The organism is Rhodococcus koreensis (assembly GCF_900105905.1).
Taxonomy (GTDB): Bacteria; Actinomycetota; Actinomycetes; order Mycobacteriales; family Mycobacteriaceae; genus Rhodococcus_F; species Rhodococcus_F koreensis.
Map to the genome: position 1 here is coordinate 7,294,102 of NZ_FNSV01000005.1, position 20,672 is coordinate 7,314,773.

A 20,672-nucleotide genomic window follows, 5' to 3' on the forward strand; every position below is an offset into this window, starting at 1 on the left:
GGTCAGGCCCCGATCGCGTCCGAGAGGGTCGTGAGCCGGCTGATCTCGGACGCGGTCAGCGTCACGGTCGGGGCGTCGAGCAGGGCGGGAAGCTGTTCGAGGCGGCTCGCGCTCGCGATCGGTGCGGTGATGCCGGGCCGGGTGAGGAGCCACGCGAGCGCGATGGTGGAGATCTCGGCGGAGTGCGTTTCGGCGATCTCGGCCAGGGCGTCGACGACGGCGAGGCCGGACTCGGAGAAGTAGCGGGTGGCCATCCGCTGGCGAGGCTGACCGTCCAGGTCGGCCTGGGTGCGGTACTTGCCCGCGAGGAAACCCGCCGCGAGCGAGTAGTACGGGAAGACGCCGAGGCCGTTCTCGGTGGCGATCGCGGCCACCTCGGGCTCGTAGTCGTGGCGGTGCACCAGGTTGTAATGCGGCTGCAGCGCGATCGGCGCGGCGAAACCGTGCTCGGCAGTCAGCGACAGCCACTCGCGGATGCGCTCGGGTGAGTAGTTGGAGATGGCGACATGCCGGACGAGTCCGTCGCGGACCAGTTTGTCGAATGCGCCGAGGGTGTCCACGAGGGGCGTGTCGGCGTCGTCGAAGTGTGCGTAGTACACGTCGATGTAGTCGGTGTGCAGCCGCTTCAGGGACGCCTCCGCCGCTGCCCGCACGTTGGCGGGGGCCAGTCCCTTGAACTCCGGGTGCTGGCTGACCTTGGTGGCGATCACGATGTGGTCCCGGTTGCGGCGGGACGCCATCCAATTGCCGAGGACGGTCTCGGACTCGCCGCCGGAGTTGCCGTCGGCGAACGCCGAGTACGAGTCCGCCGTGTCGACGAAGTTGCCGCCGCCCGCGGCGAACGCGTCGAGGATGTCGAACGATGTCGGTTCGTCACTGGTCCAGCCGAAGGTGTTGCCACCGAGGGCCAGGGGAAAGATGTCCAGATCCGAGTTGCCGATCGCGACCACGGGTGCTCCGTTTCTAGGTGTGTCCTGTCCGGGAATGTGCGAAGAGTTCGCCTGACGACGCTATCGCAGCCGCTAGGCGCACGCGCGTCCGGCTACCGGACACACCCTTCCCGGTCGCGGATTCCCAGGCGAATCGGACATGTGTCGGGCGAACCCCGCCCACCGCGACTCCGACGGCATACCGTGGAGGGGGTGCGTTCGTTCCGGCGAGACACGGAGTTGAGTGATGCGGGACCAGTCGATCGATGACCTTCTGAACACGGGCCTGTTCGTCGACGGGCGGTGGATCCGCTCCAGCTCCGGCGAGACCCGGGACTGCATCAATCCGGCCGACGGGTCGGTGGTCGCCACCGTCGACGAAGCCTCCCCGGACGACGCCGCCCGCGCTGTCGCCGCGGCCCGCGCCGCGTTCGACGAGGGCACCTGGCCGCACACGCCGGTCGCCGAGCGCACCGCCATCGTCGCGCGGATCGCCGATCTGCTCGAACGCGACAAGGAGACCTTGGCGCGCATCGAGACGCTCGATACCGGAAAGACATTGGAGGAGAGCAGGATCGACATCGACGACGTGGTGTCGGTGTTCCGGTACTACGCGCAACTCGCCGCGGTCGAGGCGGACCGTCTGGTGGACGTCGGCCGTCCCGACGTGATCAGCCGGGTGGTGCGCGAGCCGATCGGTGTGTGCGTGCTCATCGCACCGTGGAACTACCCTCTCCTGCAGATCTCGTGGAAGGTGGCGCCCGCACTGGCGGCCGGGTGCACGATGGTCCTCAAACCGAGCGAGGTGACCCCGCTCAGCACCATCGCGTTCACCGCGCTGATCGCCGAAGCCGGTGTTCCGGCCGGGGTGGTGAACCTCGTGCAGGGCAGCGGCGCCGTCCTGGGCGCCGCCCTCACGGGAACCCCCGACGTCGACTTCATCTCTTTCACCGGCGGGCTGGCCACCGGACGCGTCATCCTCGAGACCGCGGCGAAGAACGTCACCAAGGTGGCCGTGGAACTCGGTGGCAAGAATCCGCACATCGTCTTCGCCGACGCCGACGGAGACGACTCCGTCGACCAGGTGCTCACAGGAGTGTTCCTGCACTCCGGTCAGGTGTGCTCGGCGGGAACCCGCCTGATCATCGAGGAATCCATCGCCGACCGGTTCGTGGCCGCGCTCGCCGCCCGGGCGGAGAAGATCCGGATGGGCAACGGTCTCGACCCGGCGAGCCGAACGGGTCCGCTGGTATCCGAGGCCCACCGGGAGAAGGTCGAAAAGTACGTGGAACTCGGACGCTCCGAGGGCGCCCGGCTGGTGACCGGGGGAGCCCGGCCGTCGGATCCCGCGTTGGCGAACGGGAGTTTCTACCTGCCCACCATCTTCGACCACTGCGACCGCACCATGCGCCTCGTGCAAGAGGAGACGTTCGGGCCGATCCTCACCGTCGAGCGTTTCACCACCGAAGAGGAGGCGCTGCGACTGGGCAACGACACCGAGTACGGCCTCGCCGCGGGCGTCCGGACCGCCGACAGCGCCCGGGGCGAGCGCATGGTGCGGGGCCTGCGCCACGGAACGGTGTGGCTCAACGACTTCGGCTACTACACCGCGGCCGCCGAGTGGGGCGGCTTCAAGATGTCGGGGAACGGGCGCGAACTCGGCCCCGCCGGTCTGGCGGAATACCAGGAGACCAAACACATCTGGCACAACACCTCGCCCACGGCGGCGGGGTGGTTCGACAACGGCTAGTCCGGCGCACGGAGAGGCGAGAGAACGATGGCTACTCGGCACGGAGCAGTGGGTGACGGAGATGAGCCGGGGGACAGTGGACTCGGCGAACTCGGGTACAAACAAGAATTGGACCGCAGTCTGGGCAAGTTCGCCAGTTTCGCGGCGGGAGTCAGCTACATCTCGATTCTCACCGGCACGTTCCAGTTGTTCTATTTCGGGTTCGGCACGGCGGGGCCGGCGTATCTGTGGTCGTGGCCGATGGTGTTCGTCGGGCAGATGGCCGTCGCCCTGTGCTTCATGGAACTCGCGGCCAAGTATCCCGTCGCCGGCTCGGTCTACAACTGGGCCAAGCTGCTCGGCAGCAGGATCGTGGGCTGGTCGTCGGGCTGGCTGATGCTCACCGCGTCGATCGTGACCCTCTCCGCGGTCGTGCTTGCGCTGCAACTCAACCTGCCGCGGTTGTGGAGCGGTTTCCAGATCGTCGGCGACGGCAGCGGTGAGTACGACTTCGCGACCAACGCCGTCATTCTCGGCACCATCATGATCGCGTTCACCACGGCGGTCAACGCATTCGGCGTCAAGCTGATGGCCCTCATCAACAGCACCGGCGTGTTCGTCGAATTGATCGCCGCGGTCCTCATTGCCGTCATCCTCGCCGCCAACATCACCCGCGGCCCGGAGGTGTTCTTCTCCACCCACGGGTACGGCGCCGGGGAGGCCGGCGGGTATCTGACCGTCTTCCTCGTGGCATCCCTCGCGTCCGGGTACGTGATGTACGGCTTCGACACCGCGAGTTCGCTCGGCGAGGAAACCGTCGACCCGCGGCGGACGGCACCCAAGGCGATCCTGCGGGCGATCCTCGCGTCCTTCGTGATCGGCGGGGCGATCCTGGTGTTCGCCGTCATGGCGGCCCCCGACCTCGACGATCCGCTGATCGGCAGCAGCGAGGGTGGTCTGCAGTACATCGTCGAGCAGGTGATGTGGGGACCGCTCGGCAAGATCTTCCTGGTCTGCATCGTCGTCGCGGTAACCGTGTGTTCGCTCGCCGTGCACGCCGCGGCCATCCGGCTCACGTTCGCGATGGCCCGCGACAACGCCCTGCCCTTCGGGGAGCGCCTGGCCCACGTCAACCCGAAGCATCAGACGCCGGTGGTCCCGGCCATCGTGATCGGTCTGCTCGCGGCGTTCATCCTCGTCATCAACATCGGTCAGCCGCAGATCTTCACGGTGCTGACGTCGATCGCGATCATCATGATCTACCTGGCGTACCTCATGGTCACCGGTCCGCTGCTGAAGAAACGACTGCAGGGGCAGTGGCCGCCGAAGGAACTCGCCGAGAGCGGCTACTTCACGATGGGCCGCTGGGGGCTTCCGGTGAACATCTTCGCCGTGCTGTGGGGCGTGGGAATGGCGCTCAACCTGGCGTGGCCACGCCCCGAGGTCTACGGAACCCCCTGGTACAACACGTGGGGTGCGTTCGTCTACATCGGCATCATCCTCGGGCTCGGCCTCCTCTGGTACGCGGTGAAGGGCCGCAACCACATCGGCTGCCTCGCCTCGCACGCGGCGACGACGAAGGACGAGGCGGAGAGTGAACTGCCATGACGGACACCGTGTTCGACTACGTGATCGCCGGCGGAGGAACCGCGGGATGCGTGCTCGCCGCCCGCCTCAGCGAGGACCCGTCGGTGACCGTGTGCCTCGTGGAGGCGGGGCCGTCCGACGTCGGTGACCGCAACATCCTCGAGTTGTCGCAGTGGATGCACCTGCTGGACTCCGGATACGACTGGGACTACCCGGTCGAGCCGCAGGAGCGGGGCAACAGCTTCATGCGGCACGCCAGGGCCAAGGTGCTCGGCGGCTGCTCGTCGCACAATTCGTGTATCGCGTTCTGGCCACCCGCCGAGACGCTCGACGACTGGGCGGAAGCCGGTGCGACGGGCTGGGGCGCAAAGGACGTGTTACCGCTCGTCGCGCGGGTGGAGAACAACGACGCCCCCGGCGACCAGCACGGCCGCAGCGGTCCCGTGCGGTTGCGTGACGTCCCCCCGAAGGACCCCTGCGGCGTCGCCCTGCTCGAGGCTGCGGCGAAGGTCGGGCTGCCGACCGTGCAGTTCAACCGCGGCACGAGCGTCCTCGACGGCGCGGGGTGGTTCCAGATCAACGCGTCCGAGGACGGCACCCGCATGTCGACGTCGCACGCCTACCTGCACCCGATTCTCGGGTCCCGGCCCAACCTCGACGTGCGCACCGACTGCTGGGTCGCCGAGATCGTCATCGACGATGAGATGGCGGCGACCGGGGTGCGCTACCAGCGTCCCGACCTCACCGGGTACGACACCGTCTCGGCGCGCCGCGAGGTGATCGTCACCGCCGGGGCCATCGACACCCCAAAGTTGCTGATGCTCTCGGGTATCGGGCCCACGGTGCACCTGCGTGAGATGGGCGTGCACGTCCGGGTCGACGCCCCCGGCGTGGGGCAGAACCTCGACGATCACGTCGAGGGCCTCGTGTTCTGGGAGGCGTCCCGGCCGATGGTCACCGAGTCGACGCAGTGGTGGGAGATCGGACTGTTCGCCACCACCGAGGAGGGGCTCAATCATCCGGACCTGATGATGCACTACGGCAGCGTGCCGTTCGACATGAACACCCTTCGATGGGGCTATCCCACCACGGACAACGGTTTCTGCCTCACCCCGAACGTCACGCAGGGACTCTCCCGCGGAACGGTGCGGCTCCGCTCCCGCGACTTCCGGGATCGTCCGCGAGTGGACCCCCGGTATTTCACCGACCCCGACGGTCACGACGAGGCCGTGATGCTCGCCGGGTTCCGGCTGGCGCGCCGCATCGCCGAGCAGGAACCGCTCCGGGGCTGGATCAGGAGGGAACTGGCTCCCGGGCCGGAGGCGGAGACCGACGACGAACTGATCGACTATGCGCACCGCACCCACAACACGGTGTATCACCCCGCCGGGACCGCCCGGATGGGTGCGGCCACCGACCCGGCGGCCGTCCTCGACCCGGAGTTGCGGGTGAAGGGGGTGCGCAATCTGCGGGTGGTGGATGCGTCCGCCATGCCGAAACTGCCGTACGTCAACCCCAACATCACGGTCATGACGATGGCCGAGAAGTGCGCCGATCTGATTCGCGGACGCTGACCCAGGTGACGTGCGGGAGGCCCTGCGTGAACCGCCAGGTACTTTGAAGTCCTACTATCTCCCCGTACTGGCAGAGAGACGGAAGGGCACGTCATGAATTCTCCCGAACCGATCGTCGTCGTCGACGGCGCGAGGACCCCGATCGGCAGCTTCGGGGGCGCGTTCAAGGACGTGCCCGCCCACGAACTGGGTGCCACCGCCGTCAAGGCCGCACTGGAGCGTGCCGGGGTGCCGGGCGGCGACATCGACGAGGTGGTGATGGGCTGCATCGGTCAGGTCGGGCCGGACGCCTACAACGCCCGCCGCGTCGCGCTGGCCGCCGGACTTCCGGAGAAGACGCCGGCGTATACCGTCAACCGGTTGTGCGGGTCCGGTCTGCAGGCGGTGTGGTCGGCGGCGCAGCAGATGCGGTGGGGTGGGGTGAACTTCGCCCTCGCCGGCGGCGACGAGAGCATGTCGCGGATGCCGTTCTACGACTTCTCGGCGCGCTCCGGGTACAAGCTCGGTGACCGCGCACTGGTGGACGGCACGGTCGCGATTCTGACCGACCCGTTCGGTGGGGTGCATATGGGCCGCACCGCCGAGGCCGTGGCCCGCACGTACGACGTCAGCCGGGAGCAGCAGGACGAGTTCGCCGTCGAATCCCAGCGCCGCGCCGCCACCGACGCCGCGCGGGCGGCGTTCGCGGAGGAGATCACCCCGGTGCAGATCGGGGGCCGGCGTCCCAAGACGGTCGACGTCGACGAGCATCCCAAGCCCGACACCACCCTCGAAACCCTGGCGAAGCTGCGGCCGGCGTTCGAGGAGGGCGGTTCGGTGACCGCCGGCAACGCGTCAGGGATCAACGACGGCGCCGCGGCGCTGGTGCTGGCCACCGAGTCCGCCGCCCGGGAGAAGGGCCTGACCGGGCTGGTGACGCTGGAGGCGGTCGCGACGGCGGCGATGGACCCCGCGCTGATGGGATACGCCCCCGTGCTGGCGTTGCAGAATCTGTTCGAGCAGACCGGCACCACCCCCGGTGATATCGATGTGATCGAGTTGAACGAGGCGTTCGCGTCGCAGGCGGTCGCGGTGATCCGGGACGCGAAGCTCAGCCCGGAGAAGACCAACCCGTACGGTGGGGCGATCGCGTTGGGTCACCCGGTCGGGGCGACCGGGGCGATCCTGAGTCTGCGGATCGCGAAGGACATGGTGCGCCGCGACCTCGAACTCGGCATCGTCACCATGTGCATCGGCGGCGGCCAGGCCCTCGCCGCCCTCTTCAAGCGCATCTGACCCCGCATGTGAGTGGCAAAGCGTGCCCGCACACGCTTTGCCACTCACGTCAGGTGACGACGCCCGCGTGCAGAAGATCGATGCGGGCGACAACGAGGTGATGAAGGGAATTATCGCGAAGTCGCTGTAGCCGTCGCCGGCTCACGCGACACGTCGTACGCCGCCTCGTCGAACCGGCCGAGTCGCTGCCGCATGCGGTCGGTCGACCACGGCCAGTTGAAGCTGTTGCGGCCGTTGACGTCGAGGAAGTAGCTCTGGCAGCCACCGGCGTTGTAGACGGTGGTGGCCAGGGCTTCCTGGACCTGGGCGTTGAACGCGTCCTGCACGTCCCGGCGCGGTTCCATCCTGGTCCATCCGTTGCTTCGGGCCGCGGTGACGGCCTGGATCAGGTATTCGAGTTGTGCCTCGAGGATCATGAACGCCGACGTGTGGCCGGTGCCCAGGGCCGGTCCGAGGAGGACGAACGCATTGGGGAAGCCCGCGACGGTCGTGCCGAGGTACGCCTGCGGGCTGCCCTTCCAGTGGTCGTCGAGGCTGCGGCCCTCGCCGTCGAACACCTTGGACCCGATGGGCATGTCGAGGATGTGGAAGCCGGTGCCGAAGATGATGGCGTCCACTTCCCGTTCGGCGCCGTCGCTGCCGACGACGACGTTGCCGCGCACCGACTGCACGGCGGTGGCGTGCACCTCGACGTTGGGGCGGGTGAGTGCGGGGTAGTACGTGTTGGACAGCAGCAGCCGCTTGCATCCGAGCGTGTAGTCGGGCGTCAACGCCTTGCGCAGCTTCGGATCCCGCACCTGGGTACGCAGTTGCGCCTTGCCGACCTGCTGGATCACCCGCAGGATCCACGGGTGCCGGAAGCCGAGCCCGAGAGATTCCATGATCGCGTACTCGAGGCGTCGCAACGCGCGGATCGCGCCCGGTACGCGGCGCAGGATCGTGCGCTCGACGCCGGGCAGGGAGTGGTCGGGTTTCGGCAGCACCCATTGCGCGGTCCGCTGATACAGATGGAGTTCCCCGACCTTCGGCTGGATGGCCGGGACGAATTGCACCGCGGACGCACCGGTTCCGACGACCGCCACGCGTTTGCCTGCGAGGTCGTAGTCGTGATTCCAGCGGGAGGAATGGAAGACCTCGCCGGTGAATGTGTCGAGACCGGGAATCGCGGGAACGAGCGGTTCGTTCCACGGCCCGGCGGCGGCGATGACGGCGTTCGCGGTGAACGTGCCCGCGGACGTGTCCACCGTCCAGCGCCTCGTCTGCTCGCTCCACTCGGCGCGCTGCATCTCGGTTCCGAACTTCACGTGGGCGGGTACCCCGTGATCGGTGGCGGTGCGCTCGATGTACCGGCGGATCTCCTCCTGCCCGGCGAACAACCGCGACCACTCCCGGTTCGGTGCGAACGAATAGGAGTACAGGGCCGAGGGGACGTCGCACGCGCAGCCCGGGTAGGTGTTGTCGCGCCACGTCCCGCCCAGCGCGTCCCCCTTCTCGAGAACGGCGAAGTTGTCGATCCCGCTCTGCTTCAGGCGGATGGCGGCCCCGATGCCGGAGATCCCGGCACCGACGATGAGGATGTCGTAGTGGTTCATGCGCGGACTCCGTTCGCGAGCTGGGCTCGGGTGGTGACGAGGGAATGTTCGAGGGTGGCGAGCCGGCGCCGGCCGTCCATGAAGTTCGGGCCCATGACGGCGAGGTCCTCGGCGGTCGCGTCGAGCCGGAGCACCCGCGTACCGGCCGCCTCCAGCCTCGCGACTTCGGCGTCCAGGCCCGCACTCATCCAGTTCCGCAGCATCCGGCGTTCGATGCGGGCCGCCCGGCGGCCGGGGATGCGGCCGGTCGATGCCATCGGTGCCAGCACGATCACCTCGTCGAGTGCGAGGGGGAGCGCGAGGTCGGCGGATGCGGTGGACGCCGCCCCGCCGTCGACGAACCGGCGGGGCCCGATGGGGACCGGGGGAAACCAGCCGGGAATCGCCCACGACGCCCGCAGCGCTTCGGACAGGGTCGCGGCCGGTGCGCCGGGTGAGCCGAATGCGACGCGTTCGCCCGTGTCGTAGTCCATGCTCACCAGCCATGTCGCCGGGTGGCGAACCCAGCCGGGCGCGCCCGTGAACCGCTGTGCGAGCCGGTCGAGCCAGGCGGTGTCGCCGCGGCCGCGGGGAAGGAGTCCGCTCGCGGCGGTGACGGGCGGCAGTCCGCGGCGCAGCAGGCCGGGCGAACCGAGGCCCGGCGCCGGGAGCGGCGGGAACCGTCCCGGTGCGGCGGCGAGATGCCGGTCGAGCGCCGGATGCGAGGCCCCACCGAGTTGCATCGCGAGCAGTTCGTCGACGCAGGCCCCGCCGCCCAGCATGGTGACGAGTTCGGCGCCCGCGGACGTGCCCACGAGCACGTCGGCGTCGCGTGGATCCCATCCCAGGGCGTCGCTCACGGCGACCAGGGCCGCCACCGTCCAGGCTGCGCCGAGCGTGCCGCCGCAACCGAGCACCAGCCCGCGGCTGATTTGTGTGTCACTCGAAGTCATACCTAGAAAGCTATCAGAAACCAGATACCGGCGGTATATGAAAAGTAGAATATTCTCGCAGGGGCTTCGGAGAAAGGGTGAGCATGGCGCGATTGACCAGGTCGGAGAGTCAGGCGCGGACGCGGGCGCATCTCGTCGCGACCGCGCGCGACCTCTTCCTCGCCGACGGGTACGCGGCCACCTCACTCGAGAAAGTCGCCGACGAGGCCGGCTACTCCAAGGGCGCGGTGTACTCCAACTTCAAGAACAAGAAGGAACTGTGCCTCGAGGTGCTCGGGCTCATCCACGCCACCAAGGGGCAGGAGATCGCGGAGGCGCTCGGCGGCGGCGAGACGATGGAGGAGCGACTCGAGGCGTTCCAGGCCTGGGCGGAGAAGACGCTCGGCGACGTCGGATGGACCATGCTGGAATTCGAACTCATCGTGCTGTCCCGTCACGACCCCGAACTCCGCGACGCCCTCACCGCCACCCTCGGTGTCGCGCGGGAGATCACGGTCACGCTGCTGAAATCGTTCACCGACTCACTCGGGGTCGTCCTGCCCGTGCCCGCGCAGGACGCGGCCAGCAGCATCCTCAGTCTCGGTGTCGGACTGGGCATTCAGCGCGCCATCGATCCCACCATCTCGGCCAGGGTGGTCACCGACAACCTCCGGGTGCTGCTGGCCGTGTCGCAGCCGAGCGAACTCTAGATCCGTCAGAGCCAGTCGCGCCGTCGGAACAAGACATACAGCAGGCTCGCGGACGTCACGATCACGACGGTGCTGACGATCGTCCCCGACACCTGCCCGACCCCAGGGAACAGGACGTTCTGACCGAACCACCCCGTCACCGCGGTGGGGACCGCGATGATGGCCGCCCAGCCGGTGAGCTTCTTCATGACGGTGTTGAGCCGGGCGTCCTGCAGCGACAGATTCGTCTCGAACACGGTCACCACCATGTCACGCAACGACTCCGTCCACTCGGCCGCACGCGTCACATGGTCGTAGAGGTCGGTGTACAAGCTGTCGAGAACCGGCGACCGATCGTGTTCGGATTCGGCACGCCCCCGGATGACGGCGCCCACCACCTCCCGCATCGGCAGCACGACGCGACGCAGTTGCACCAGTTCCTTACGCAACCGGTACGTGCGCTGCTGAATCTCCTTGGTCCGCGCGGACTCGTCGAACAGTCCCTCCTCGAGCGCTTCGATCGCGTCGTCGATCGTCTCGATCGTCTCGAACTGGCCGTCCACGACGGCGTCGAGCAGGCCGTGCAGGAGCGCGAGTGCACCCGAACCCGGTGTGAGCAGCGCGGGGTCCTCCTCCCAGCGCTCCACCACCTGCGACATGTCGAACCGGTCGTCCCGCCGCACCGTGATGATCCCGTTCGACAGCACGAACGCCGAGACGCGGCTGAGCCGAAGCCGTGAGTCGAGGACGCCCAGCGTGCTGACGTCGTCGGCGTCGAACCAGGTTGCGTACGCGGTCACGAATGCGTGGCCGGCGTAACGCGTCGCCTTCGGTCGCTCACCGCGGGCGACGGCATCCTCGATGGCGTTCGGATCGAGGAGCAATTCGTTCGCCAGCTCGGTCAGGCACTCGTGGTCGGGGTCGCACAGATCGACCCACACGAGCGCGTTCTCGTCCCGCACCTTCTCGGACACGTCGGCAAGCGGAAAATCCTTGCCCACGCACTCGCCATCACGCCACACACGGGTTCTCACCAGGTTGAGGGTCACTCACCCAGTCTGCCGAACCCTCCGGGCGGGGAGGTGATTATGACGTGCGATCGGACGAGTAACCCCACAGCCAGTCGGTGTACTTGTAGCTCGACGTGTCCCGGGAGCGGAACAGTTCGTTGCGTGCGATGCGGGCGGTGCCGCCGAGGTGCCACAACTCGCCCCACATGCGTCCGGTGGTGAGGATGCGATTGCAGCGCGGTGCGCGTTCGGTGTTGACCTCCTTCAGGATCTGCGGCCACGCGGAGTTGCCACCACCGGCGGAGAAGTCCTCGTCGGCATAGTCGGCCAGGCACTTCGCGTCCTCGATCGCCATCACCGCTCCCGACGCCAGGTACTGCAGCGGGGGGTGCGCGGCGTCGCCGAGCAGGATCATCCGCCCGTCCACCCAGTTCTCGATGGGCTCCCGGTCGTACATCGGCCACCAGCGGTCCTTCCACAGGTAGTCGATACCGCGGCGGACGTTCTCGTGGCAGTGCGCATAGGCCTGCTCGAGTTCCTCGGGGCCGCCCCAGTTCTCGACCCCGTTCTTGTAGCCGGGCGATTCGAACACCGCGACCTGGTTGAGCATCTGCCCGCCGCGCAGCGGGTACTGGATGAAGTGGCATCCCGGTCCGATGTACCCGACCACGTCCTCGATGTCCTCGTCGAGGTCGACCTCGTCGTACGGCGTGGTGCCGCGGTAGGCGGCGTAGCCGGACGACACCGGTTCGTCGTCCGAGATCTTCGCCCGCAGGCGGGATTTGAGGCCGTCCATGCCGAGGGCGATGTCGGCCTCGTGGGTGCGGCCGTCGTCGGTGCTCACGTGCACCCGGTCGCCGTCGGTGACCACGTCGGAGACGGTGACGCCCGTGTGCAGTTCGGCGCCCGCCGCCCGCGCGGCGTCGACGAGCGTCGCGTGCAGGTCGCTGCGGTGGGTCACGAAGTACGGTCCGCCGTAGCGGGCCCGGAACTCCGCTCCGAGGTCGATCTTGGTGAGCACCTCCGCGGTGATCGCGTCGCGGAACACGATGTTCTTCGGCAGGAAGGCCCGGGAGAGAACGTCGTCGAGCACGCCCCAGGAGGCGAGGATGCGGGCGCCGTGCGGCCCGACCTGCAGTCCGGCACCGACCTCGCCGAATTCGTTGGCCCGTTCGAACAGGGTGACGTTGGCGCCCTTCCTGGCGAGGGCGAGGGCGTTGGCCGCGCCGCCGATCCCGCCTCCGGCGATGATGATGCGTGCGTCCTGCAGGTTCGACATGACAGTTCCTTCGTTTCGAGCGTTCGGGGCAGGTGAGTGGCAAAGCGTGCCGGGGCACACGACGGCACTCACGTGGGGGAGGGGAAGCGGCGCCAGATCACGGTGAGCAGCAGTGCGGCGACGAGCGCGCTGACACCGAAGAGGATGAAGTTGGAATCCGCGCCGAGCCCGGCGGCCAGCAGCAAGCCGCCGATCTGCGGTGCCGCGACGGCCCCGACACGGCCGACGCCGAGCGCCCAGCCGAGGGCGGTGCCGCGCAGATAATCGGGGTAGTGGGATGCGACCGCGGCGATGACGAGGCACTGGGTTCCGTGGGTCCCGACGCCGGCGAGGACGAAGATGACGTAGACCAGCGCGACCGGCGGGCTCGTCAGCAACGACAGCAGCGCGAGGCCCGCGAGGAGCGCGGCGACGATGCTGGTGGGGATCGTGCCGAACCGGACGCCGCCCCAGGCGGTGACGAACGAGCCCGCGACGGCGCCGAGGTTGAGCGCGAGGGCGAACGTGAGCGCGCTGCCGAGGTCGGTGCCCTCGCCCTGCATGAGTTTGGGCAGCCACGTGCCGAGGCCGTACCAGGCGAGCAGGGTGACCATCGTGGCGAGCGCGAACATGATGCTGACGGAACGGAATCGGGTACCGAGCAGTGCGCTGAAGCCGGTGGCCGGCCGCACCTCCGTCGACGTCACCGCCGCAGTGTGGTCGGGCAGCGTCTTCCATGCGATCGGCACCAGCAGGATCAGTGGGACGAGCGCGAACGCGAACATCGGCTGCCAGCCCCAGTTCGGGATGACGGGGATGCCGAGCAGTGCAGCGATCGAGCCGCCGATGGGAACCCCGGACATCATCATCGTGGCCACCGCGGCGCGCCACTTCGCGGGGACCAGTTCTGCGGCAAGCGCATTGGACGTCGGAACCAGGCCGCCCAGGCCGAGCCCGGCGATCAGACGCAACGCGCCGAACATGACGGGTCCGGTCGCCAGCGCGCACAGCGCGGTGAACACGGACAGGACGATCGCGCAGCCGATCACCGCCCGCTTGCGTCCCACGACGTCGGAGAGGCGGCCCGCGAGCACGGCGCCGATCATCATCCCGAGGAACGCGAGACTGCCGAGAGTGCCCGCGGTCGCGGCGCTGATGCCCCATTCGTTCTGGAGGCTCGGGATGACGTTGCCGTAGACGATGAGGTCGTAGCCGTCGAAGACCACGAAGAGCCAGCAGACGACGACGGCGATCGTGGCGGTGCGGTCCAGTCCGACGCGGTTCGTCGTCGGCGCCGCGGTGGTGGCGGTGAGGGGCATGAATCGAGGGTGATGCGGCGCACAGCACCCGTGCAATAAAGTTCTGCTGTGCAGAAAAAGAAGACCATCGAGAAGCCGGCGTACATGTTGGAGTCCGTCGACAACGCGCTGCGCCTGCTGCAGATTCTGCGCGACGTCGGAGCGCTGCGGATCAAGGACGCCGCCGAGGAACTCGGCATCGCACCGTCGACAGCGCACCGGCTGATGGCGATGCTGGTGTACCGGGGGTTCGCCGTTCAGGACGAGAAACGCCGGTACCACCCCGGGGCGGCGATGGGGGCCGGCCCGGCACAGCGGGGGTGGACCCGAGAATTCAACGACCTCTGCCGGCCCCACATGGAGGCGCTCGCGATCCTGTGCGGCGAGACCGTCAACCTCGTGATCCGCGTCGGCACCCAGGCCCGCTTCCTGTCGTCCGCCGAGTCGGCGGGAATCTTGCGGGTCGGCGACCGCCAGGGGCAGGTCCTCGATGCGGAATTGACTGCAGGAGGAAGGATTTTGCTGGCGGAGCTACCGAGGGACACCCTCGCGCAGCTGTACCTGCGGCCCGCGGATCTGGCCGACGACGAACGCGAGTGGGGCGACCGCCGTCTGCCTGCCGACGAGTTCGAGCAGTTCTACCGGGAACTGTCCGCCGCCCGCGCCGTCGGGTTCGCCGTCAACGTGCAGCAGACCGAGGAAGGCGTCGCCGCATTCGGTGTCGCCATCCGGAACCGGGCCCGAACCGCCGTCGGAGCGCTGACCGTGGCCGTGCCGATCACCCGCTTCCGTCAGCACTCGCAGGGCCCGCTGGTGTCGCAGATCAAGAACGCGATCCGCGAACTCGAGGTGGACATCGCGGACCTCGAACCCTGACCGATGATTCTGCACACAAGAATTTTGTATCGACGGGGCGGCAGGCACTCCTAGCGTCGATGACATGACCGCTACCGAACCGCACGTCGACGACGACCCGGAGCTGAAGCAGCTCTACCAAGATTTCGAGAGCGAACACCTGAATCCGTTGTGGACTCAGCTCGGTGATCTGATGCCGATGACGCCGACGTCGCGGGCGGTGCCGTTCGTGTGGAAGTGGTCGACGCTGTACCCGTTGGCGCAGCGGGCCGGGGATCTGGTGCCGGTCGGCCGGGGCGGGGAGCGGCGGGCGATCGCCCTGGCCAACCCCGGTTTGGGCGGGGTTCCGTACGTGACGCCGACGCTGTGGGCGGCGATCCAGTACCTGGGCCCGAAGGAGGTGGCCCCCGAGCACCGGCACGCGCAGAACGCATTCCGCTTCGTCGTCGAGGGCGAGGGGGTGTGGACGGTCGTCAACGGGGACCCGGTCGCGATGCGACGCGGCGACTTCCTGCTCACCCCGGGCTGGCATTTCCACGGCCACCACAACGAGACCGATCGGCCGATGGCCTGGATCGACGGCCTCGACATCCCGTTCGTGCACTACACCGACACCGGGTTCTTCGAATTCGGGTCCGAGAACGTCACCGACGATTCGACCCCGGACGTGTCCCGCTCGGAGCGGTTGTGGGCGCATCCGGGACTGCGACCGCTGGTGGGGTTGGACGCGAAGACGTCGTCGCCGATCGCGGCGTACCGGTGGGAGCACACCGACGCGGCGCTGCGTGAGCAGTTGGCGCTGGAGGACGAGGGCTACGCGGCGACCACCGAACCCGGTCACGCCGCGGTCCGTTACACCAACCCGACCACCGGCGGCGACGTGATGCCCACCATCCGGGCCGAGTTCCACCGCCTGCGCGCCGGCGCCCGCACCAGGCCCCGCCGCGACGTCGGATCGACCGTCTACCAGGTGTTCGAGGGGTCCGGCCGGTTCGTCCTCGGCGGGCAGACCCGCACCGTCGGCAAGGGCGACATGGTGGTGGTCCCGTCCTGGACGGAGTGGTCGATCGAGGCCGACACCGAGTTCGACCTGTTCGCGTTCTCCGACGCCCCCATCGTCGAGCGCCTGCACTTTCATCGCACGTACATTTCCGAAGGAGCCTGAAATCTCATGAAGCTTGCCACCCTGCGCCGCGCCGGTGCGACCGTCGCCGTCCGTGTCGATTCCGACACCGCCGCCACCGTCATCGACGGCTACCCGGATCTGTCCGTGCTGTTGAACGACCCGGACTGGAAGTCGATCGCGGAGAACGCGTCCGGGGACACCGTGAATCTCGACGACGCCGATTACGCCCCGGTGGTCCCGAATCCGGGGAAGATCATCTGCGTCGGGTTGAACTACGCCAACCACATCCAGGAGATGGGCCGGGAGCTGCCCGAGTTCCCGACCCTGTTCGCGAAGTTCCGGGAGGCGCTGACCGGCCCGTACGACGACGTGATCGTCCCCGCCTACGCCGCCGCCCAGCTGGACTGGGAAGGGGAGTTGGCGTTCGTCGTCGGCAGGCAGGCATACCAGGTGTCCGAGTCGGACGCCGAGCAGTATATCGCCGGGTACTCGGTGATGAACGATTACACGATGCGCGACTACCAGTACCGGACGCTGCAGTGGGATCAGGGCAAGACGTTCGAGAAGACCAGCGGTTTCGGGCCGTTCCTGACGACCACCGACTCCTACACGTTCGGCGGCGCACTCGTCACGAAGCTCGACGGGCAGGTCGTGCAGACCACCACCACCGACGATCTGGTGTTCACCCCGGCGAAGCTGGTGGAGTACATCTCGCACATCGTGACGCTGCAGCCGGGTGATGTGGTGATCACCGGAACCCCGGGCGGCGTCGGGCACGCCCGCAAGCCCGGTCTCTACATTCAGGACGGGCAGACGGTCGAGGTCACCATCGAGGGCCTCGGTTCGGTGCGTAACAAGACGATCGTCAAGTAAGGACGCACCCAGTGGGTTTACACGACCTTCCCCTGGCCGAGCGGCTGCTGGTCGCGCGCCGCGGCACGGCGTATTTCGCGCAGCGTCTTGCCGAGCTGACCGATGAGCAACTGCACGAGCCGACGGCGCTGTCCGGGTGGTCGCGTGCGCACCTGGTGGCGCACGTCGGCTACAACGCGGCCGCGTTGTGCCGGCTGCTGGAGTGGGCGGCCACCGGGATCGAGACCCCGATGTATGCGTCGCCGGAGCAGCGGGGGCGGGAGATCGCCGAGGGCGCCACCCTGTCGGCGGCGGCGTTGCGGAACCTGTTCGACCACACCGTCGCCCGGTTGGACGAGAAGTGGCGGAACCTGCCGGACTCGGCGTGGGAGGCGCAGGTGCGGACCGCGCAGGGCCGTACGGTGCCGGTGTCGGAGACGGCGTGGATGCGTACCCGGGAGGTGTGGATCCATGCCGTGGACCTGGGGAACGGTGGCCGGTTCGGCGACTTCCCCGACGTCGTGCTGGAGTCGCTGCTCACCGACATCACCGGCATGTGGCGTCGCAAGGACCTCGGCGCGGGCCTCGTGCTCACGGTCGACGGCTGTGAACCGGTTGCGGTGCAGCCGGATTCGGCACCCGCCGGCAAGGTGTCCGGCCCTCTCGCCGCAGTGGTGCGGTGGGCCGCCGGCCGCGGCGCGGTCGGGCTCGGCCCGGACATCCCCGAGCCGCCGCACTGGTTGTGAGCGCTAGTACGACGCCCGGCCACCGCTGGCGTCGTAGACGGCACCGGTCGAGAAACTGAGCGCCTCCGAGCACAGCCATGCGACGAGTTCGGCGATCTCCTCGGGCCGTCCCATCCGGGCCATCGGGGTGAGACTCTGCGAGCGCGCGAGGATCGCCGGGTCGGTGCCGGCGTTCATCGGGCTCTCCACCGCCGCCGGGGCGACCACATTGGCGAGGACGCCGGTCGTCGCGACCTCCTTGCCGAGCGATTTCGTCAACGCGATCACCGCTGCCTTGGACGCCGAGTAGGCGCTCTGCCCGGGATTACCATCCTTGGCCGCGATGCTCGCCATGTTCACGACCCGTCCCCAGCCGGCGTCGGTCATGGCGGGCACGAACGCGCGGCACACGAGGAACGTCCCCTCGACGTTGATGCGGAACGTGCGGCGCCAGTCCTCGAGTTCGACGTCGACCAGTGGCGCCGACGGTCCCACCACACCGGCGCTGTTGACGAGGATGTCGACGCGGCCGAGGCGTGCGGCGAGGTTCTCGACGGCGTCGGCATCGGTGACGTCGAGGCGCTCGTCGGCCCCGGCGGCGACGTCCGCGGTGACGACGCGGACCCCGGCGCCGGCGAGGCGTTTCGCGCACGCCGCACCGATTCCGCTCGCGCCGCCGGTGACGAGCGCGGTCGCGCCCTCGGGATACGTGACCATGGTGGTTTCTCCTCGCGACTGTGTGCGCATTAGTCTTGTTCTATGTGCGAAATCGGAATGATCTATTTCGCACTGTGTACGAATTGGAATATATGGGCTGAGCCACACTCGTCAAACTCGCCGAAGGGAATCCGATGGAGATTCGCTGGCTGCAGGCGTTCGTCGCCGTCGCCGAAGAACTGCATTTCGGCCGGGCCGCCGCGCGACTCCAGATGGCGCAGTCGCCGCTGAGTCAGACGGTGCGCAAACTCGAGAAGGACATCGGCGTGCCGTTGTTCGAGCGGAGCACCCGCAGCGTCGCGCTCACGTCGGCGGGCCACACGTTCCTGCCACACGCCTACCGCATTCTCGAGAGCGTCGACATCGCGCGTCAGGCCACCCGCGCGTCCGCCGGGGGTGTGTACGGCCGCATCAAGATCGGCTTCACCGGTGTGCTCAACCATCTGTCTCTGCCGCCGCTCACCCGCGCGCTCCGGCAACGCTACCCCGACATCGAACTCACCCTCGTCGGGCGAATCATGACCCGCGACGCCATCACCCAACTGGACAGTGGTGCACTCGATCTCGCGTTCGTCGGGCTTCCCGTCGAGACGGCATCGGTGTCGACGCGGCTGATCCGCCGGGAGCCGTTCGGTGCTGTGCTGCCCGCGGATCACCCGCTCGCGTCGGAGTCGGAGATCGACCTGCGCGACCTCGCCGAGGACGGGTTCGTGACGACGCCGCTGTCGGCCGGTTCGGCGTTGCAGGAGGTGGCGATGCGCGCCTGCGTCGATGCGGGGTTCCGTCCCCGCGTCGTTCAGGAGATCACCGACCCGTACATGATCCTGATGCTGGTGGCGACGGGTGTCGGCGTGGCGCTGATGACGTCGGGCATCGCCGCGATCACGCCCCCGGGCACGGTGTTCGTTCCCCTCACCGGCGAGCCCATTTACATGAACCACGGCCTCGCCTGGTCGCCCCGTCGTGTCTCCGACGCGCTCCGGGTGGCGCTCGCGGTGTCGGAGGAGATCCTGCCGACTCCCGATTAGGACGTTTTCGATCTATATCTAAGACTTTTTTTGCGCTGGACTGCGCATAGTCCGCCATGACACGCTCGTCACGGTCCGGAACTTCGTGTGAGGTGAGTCACCTCCGAAGAACGCCTCGCGGCGACACCGGATCCTGGGACGAAAGGAACACCATGGCAAGCACGTCTACACGCGACACCGGGGGACAACCGAACGAGAACGCCCGCCGGGCCGCCGTCTCGGGATTCCTCGGCAGCACGCTCGAGTACTACGACTTCTTCATCTACGGGTCCGCGGCAGCGCTCGTCTTCCCGAAGATCTTCTTCCCCGGCGGAGGAGCGACGGCGACGTTGCTGTCGATCGGCACGCTCGGCGTCGCGTACATCGCGCGTCCGCTCGGCGCCGTGCTGTGGGGGCACCTCGGCGATCGATACGGCCGCAAGAATTCCCTACTGGCCTGCCTGCTCCTCATGGGCATCGCGACGGTCGTCGTCGGCTGCCTTCCCACGTACGAGCAGATCGGAATGGCCGCGCCCATCATCCTGGTGCTCCTGCGGTTGCTGCAGGGCCTGTCCGCGGGCGGAGAATCTCCCGGATCTTCCGCGTTGACCCTCGAGCACGCGCCCGACGGTCGCCGCGCATTCTTCACCTCCTTCACCATGAGCGGCATCATGTTCGGCATCGTCATCTCGAGTCTGGTGTTCATTCCCGTGGCGGCCCTGCCGGACGACGCGCTCTACTCGTGGGGCTGGCGGGTGCCGTTCCTGCTGAGCATCGTCGTGACGGGCGTCGCGGTCTGGCTGCGTCGCAAGCTCGACGAGCCGGAAGTCTTCGAGGAGCTGAAGGAACAGGACGACACGGCAGGCATTCCCGTCGTCGAGATGTTCCGCTCGCACTGGCGCACCGTGATCCGCATCAGCCTCAGCGCGACATTCGCGATGATCAACACGATCGTCAACGTCTTCGCGCTGGCGTACGCCGTGCAGGTCGCCGGGCTCGAACGCTCCACCATGCTGTGGGCGATCGCCACCGCCAATTTCGTCGCGGTGCTCACCCAGCCACTGTTCGGCATCCTCGCCGACCGGATCGGCCGCAAGCCGGTGTTCGTGACGGGCGCCGTCGGCGCCGCAGGCATGGTGTTCGTGTTCTTCCACGCCATCGGAACCGGCAGTGCGCCCATGGTGTTCGCGGCCGGCATCGTCCTGATCGGCCTGTTCTACGCGATGCCCAACGGCGTGTACCCGGCGTACTTCCCCGAGCAGTTCCCTGCCAAGGTCCGGTACACCGGAATGGCCGTGAGCCTCATGCTCGGACTGCTGGTCGCCGGTTTCACCCCGGCCATCGCGCAGTGGCTGTCGGCGGGCGACACCGCGAACTGGACGCCGGTCGCCTGGATGTGCCTGGGCTTCGCCCTGCTGTCCTCGGCCGCCGCGCTCACCGGTCCCGAGACCTACCGCACCCCCACCGAGCAGTTGGGCGAACCCGACGCGACGACGGCCGGCACGCGGGAGCAGGCGCTCGTCCGCAACGACGCCTGA

Annotated in this window: 18 protein-coding genes; 11 read left to right on the forward strand and 7 right to left on the reverse strand. The window is 68.1% G+C overall.

The genetic code is table 11. The features are described from left to right. Window positions 1-2 precede the first annotated feature (2 nt). Window positions 3-950, reverse strand: a complete 948-nt coding sequence (locus BLV94_RS37825; RefSeq protein WP_072940250.1) for an aldo/keto reductase — start codon at window positions 948-950, stop codon at window positions 3-5. Window positions 951-1,176: 226 nt separating this feature from the next. Here BLV94_RS37825 and BLV94_RS37830 point away from each other — a divergent pair, with 226 nt between their 5' ends. The 4 genes from BLV94_RS37830 to BLV94_RS37845 all read left to right on the forward strand — a co-directional run bounded on the left by BLV94_RS37830 (window position 1,177) and on the right by BLV94_RS37845 (window position 7,094). After that, window positions 1,177-2,679, forward strand: coding sequence for an aldehyde dehydrogenase family protein (locus BLV94_RS37830; protein WP_072940252.1), 1,503 nt, complete (start codon window positions 1,177-1,179; stop codon window positions 2,677-2,679). 27 nt (window positions 2,680-2,706) lie between these two features. Continuing rightward, the gene (locus tag BLV94_RS37835) at window positions 2,707-4,266 is read left to right on the forward strand and encodes an APC family permease (RefSeq protein WP_072940255.1); all 1,560 of its coding nucleotides are present in this window, start codon (window positions 2,707-2,709) and stop codon (window positions 4,264-4,266) included. Then, a complete protein-coding gene (locus BLV94_RS37840; RefSeq protein WP_072940258.1) occupies window positions 4,263-5,819 on the forward strand; it encodes a GMC family oxidoreductase in 1,557 nt (518 codons plus the stop codon). The genes BLV94_RS37835 and BLV94_RS37840 overlap by 4 nt, the downstream gene beginning before the upstream one ends. Before the next feature lie 93 nt (window positions 5,820-5,912). After that, a complete protein-coding gene (locus tag BLV94_RS37845) occupies window positions 5,913-7,094 on the forward strand; it encodes a thiolase family protein (RefSeq protein WP_072940260.1) in 1,182 nt (393 codons plus the stop codon). A gap of 110 nt (window positions 7,095-7,204) precedes the next feature. Here BLV94_RS37845 and BLV94_RS37850 read toward each other — a convergent pair whose 3' ends face one another. Together BLV94_RS37850 and BLV94_RS37855 are read right to left on the reverse strand one after the other, a co-directional pair. Next, window positions 7,205-8,686, reverse strand: a complete 1,482-nt coding sequence (locus tag BLV94_RS37850) for a flavin-containing monooxygenase (RefSeq protein ID WP_072940263.1) — start codon at window positions 8,684-8,686, stop codon at window positions 7,205-7,207. Beyond that, window positions 8,683-9,618, reverse strand: a complete 936-nt coding sequence (locus BLV94_RS37855) for a patatin-like phospholipase family protein (protein ID WP_072940266.1) — start codon at window positions 9,616-9,618, stop codon at window positions 8,683-8,685. Before BLV94_RS37855 ends, BLV94_RS37850 begins: the two co-directional genes overlap by 4 nt. 83 nt (window positions 9,619-9,701) lie before the next feature. Between BLV94_RS37855 and BLV94_RS37860 the strand changes: the two genes are divergently transcribed. After that, window positions 9,702-10,307: a TetR/AcrR family transcriptional regulator gene (locus BLV94_RS37860; RefSeq protein WP_072940269.1), complete on the forward strand. Its 606-nt coding sequence runs from the start codon at window positions 9,702-9,704 to the stop codon at window positions 10,305-10,307. Between the two features lie 5 nt (window positions 10,308-10,312). On the opposite strand, the gene BLV94_RS37865 is transcribed toward BLV94_RS37860, so the two are convergent. The 3 genes from BLV94_RS37865 to BLV94_RS37875 all read right to left on the reverse strand — a co-directional run bounded on the left by BLV94_RS37865 (window position 10,313) and on the right by BLV94_RS37875 (window position 13,873). Further along, a complete protein-coding gene (locus BLV94_RS37865; RefSeq protein WP_072940271.1) occupies window positions 10,313-11,335 on the reverse strand; it encodes a magnesium transporter CorA family protein in 1,023 nt (340 codons plus the stop codon). Between the two features lie 37 nt (window positions 11,336-11,372). Beyond that, entirely contained in the window at window positions 11,373-12,575 is a 1,203-nt protein-coding gene (locus tag BLV94_RS37870) for an FAD-dependent monooxygenase (protein WP_072940274.1), read from the reverse strand. Between the two features lie 68 nt (window positions 12,576-12,643). Continuing rightward, window positions 12,644-13,873 (reverse strand): MFS transporter, encoded by a 1,230-nt coding sequence (locus tag BLV94_RS37875; protein WP_072940277.1) that lies wholly within the window; start codon window positions 13,871-13,873, stop codon window positions 12,644-12,646. Between the two features lie 48 nt (window positions 13,874-13,921). Here BLV94_RS37875 and BLV94_RS37880 point away from each other — a divergent pair, with 48 nt between their 5' ends. The 4 genes from BLV94_RS37880 (at window position 13,922) to BLV94_RS37895 (ending at window position 17,431) form a co-directional block, all read left to right on the forward strand. Continuing rightward, window positions 13,922-14,728, forward strand: coding sequence for an IclR family transcriptional regulator (locus tag BLV94_RS37880; protein ID WP_072940280.1), 807 nt, complete (start codon window positions 13,922-13,924; stop codon window positions 14,726-14,728). 64 nt (window positions 14,729-14,792) lie between these two features. Continuing rightward, window positions 14,793-15,872, forward strand: a complete 1,080-nt coding sequence (locus BLV94_RS37885; RefSeq protein WP_072940283.1) for a cupin domain-containing protein — start codon at window positions 14,793-14,795, stop codon at window positions 15,870-15,872. A 6-nt stretch (window positions 15,873-15,878) separates the two neighbouring features. Then, window positions 15,879-16,706 carry a fumarylacetoacetate hydrolase family protein gene (locus BLV94_RS37890; protein WP_072940285.1) on the forward strand — a complete coding sequence of 276 codons (828 nt, stop codon included), beginning with the start codon at window positions 15,879-15,881 and terminating at the stop codon, window positions 16,704-16,706. A gap of 11 nt (window positions 16,707-16,717) precedes the next feature. Then, window positions 16,718-17,431 carry a maleylpyruvate isomerase family mycothiol-dependent enzyme gene (locus tag BLV94_RS37895; RefSeq protein ID WP_072940289.1) on the forward strand — a complete coding sequence of 238 codons (714 nt, stop codon included), beginning with the start codon at window positions 16,718-16,720 and terminating at the stop codon, window positions 17,429-17,431. 3 nt (window positions 17,432-17,434) lie between these two features. Here the strand turns inward: BLV94_RS37895 and BLV94_RS37900 are convergent, their stop codons facing one another. After that, window positions 17,435-18,127 carry an SDR family NAD(P)-dependent oxidoreductase gene (locus BLV94_RS37900; RefSeq protein ID WP_072940292.1) on the reverse strand — a complete coding sequence of 231 codons (693 nt, stop codon included), beginning with the start codon at window positions 18,125-18,127 and terminating at the stop codon, window positions 17,435-17,437. A 134-nt stretch (window positions 18,128-18,261) separates the two neighbouring features. On the opposite strand from BLV94_RS37900, the gene BLV94_RS37905 reads away from it, so the two are divergent. Continuing rightward, entirely contained in the window at window positions 18,262-19,155 is an 894-nt protein-coding gene (locus tag BLV94_RS37905) for a LysR family transcriptional regulator (RefSeq protein WP_072940294.1), read from the forward strand. A gap of 152 nt (window positions 19,156-19,307) precedes the next feature. Continuing rightward, window positions 19,308-20,672: an MFS transporter gene (locus tag BLV94_RS37910; protein WP_072940297.1), complete on the forward strand. Its 1,365-nt coding sequence runs from the start codon at window positions 19,308-19,310 to the stop codon at window positions 20,670-20,672.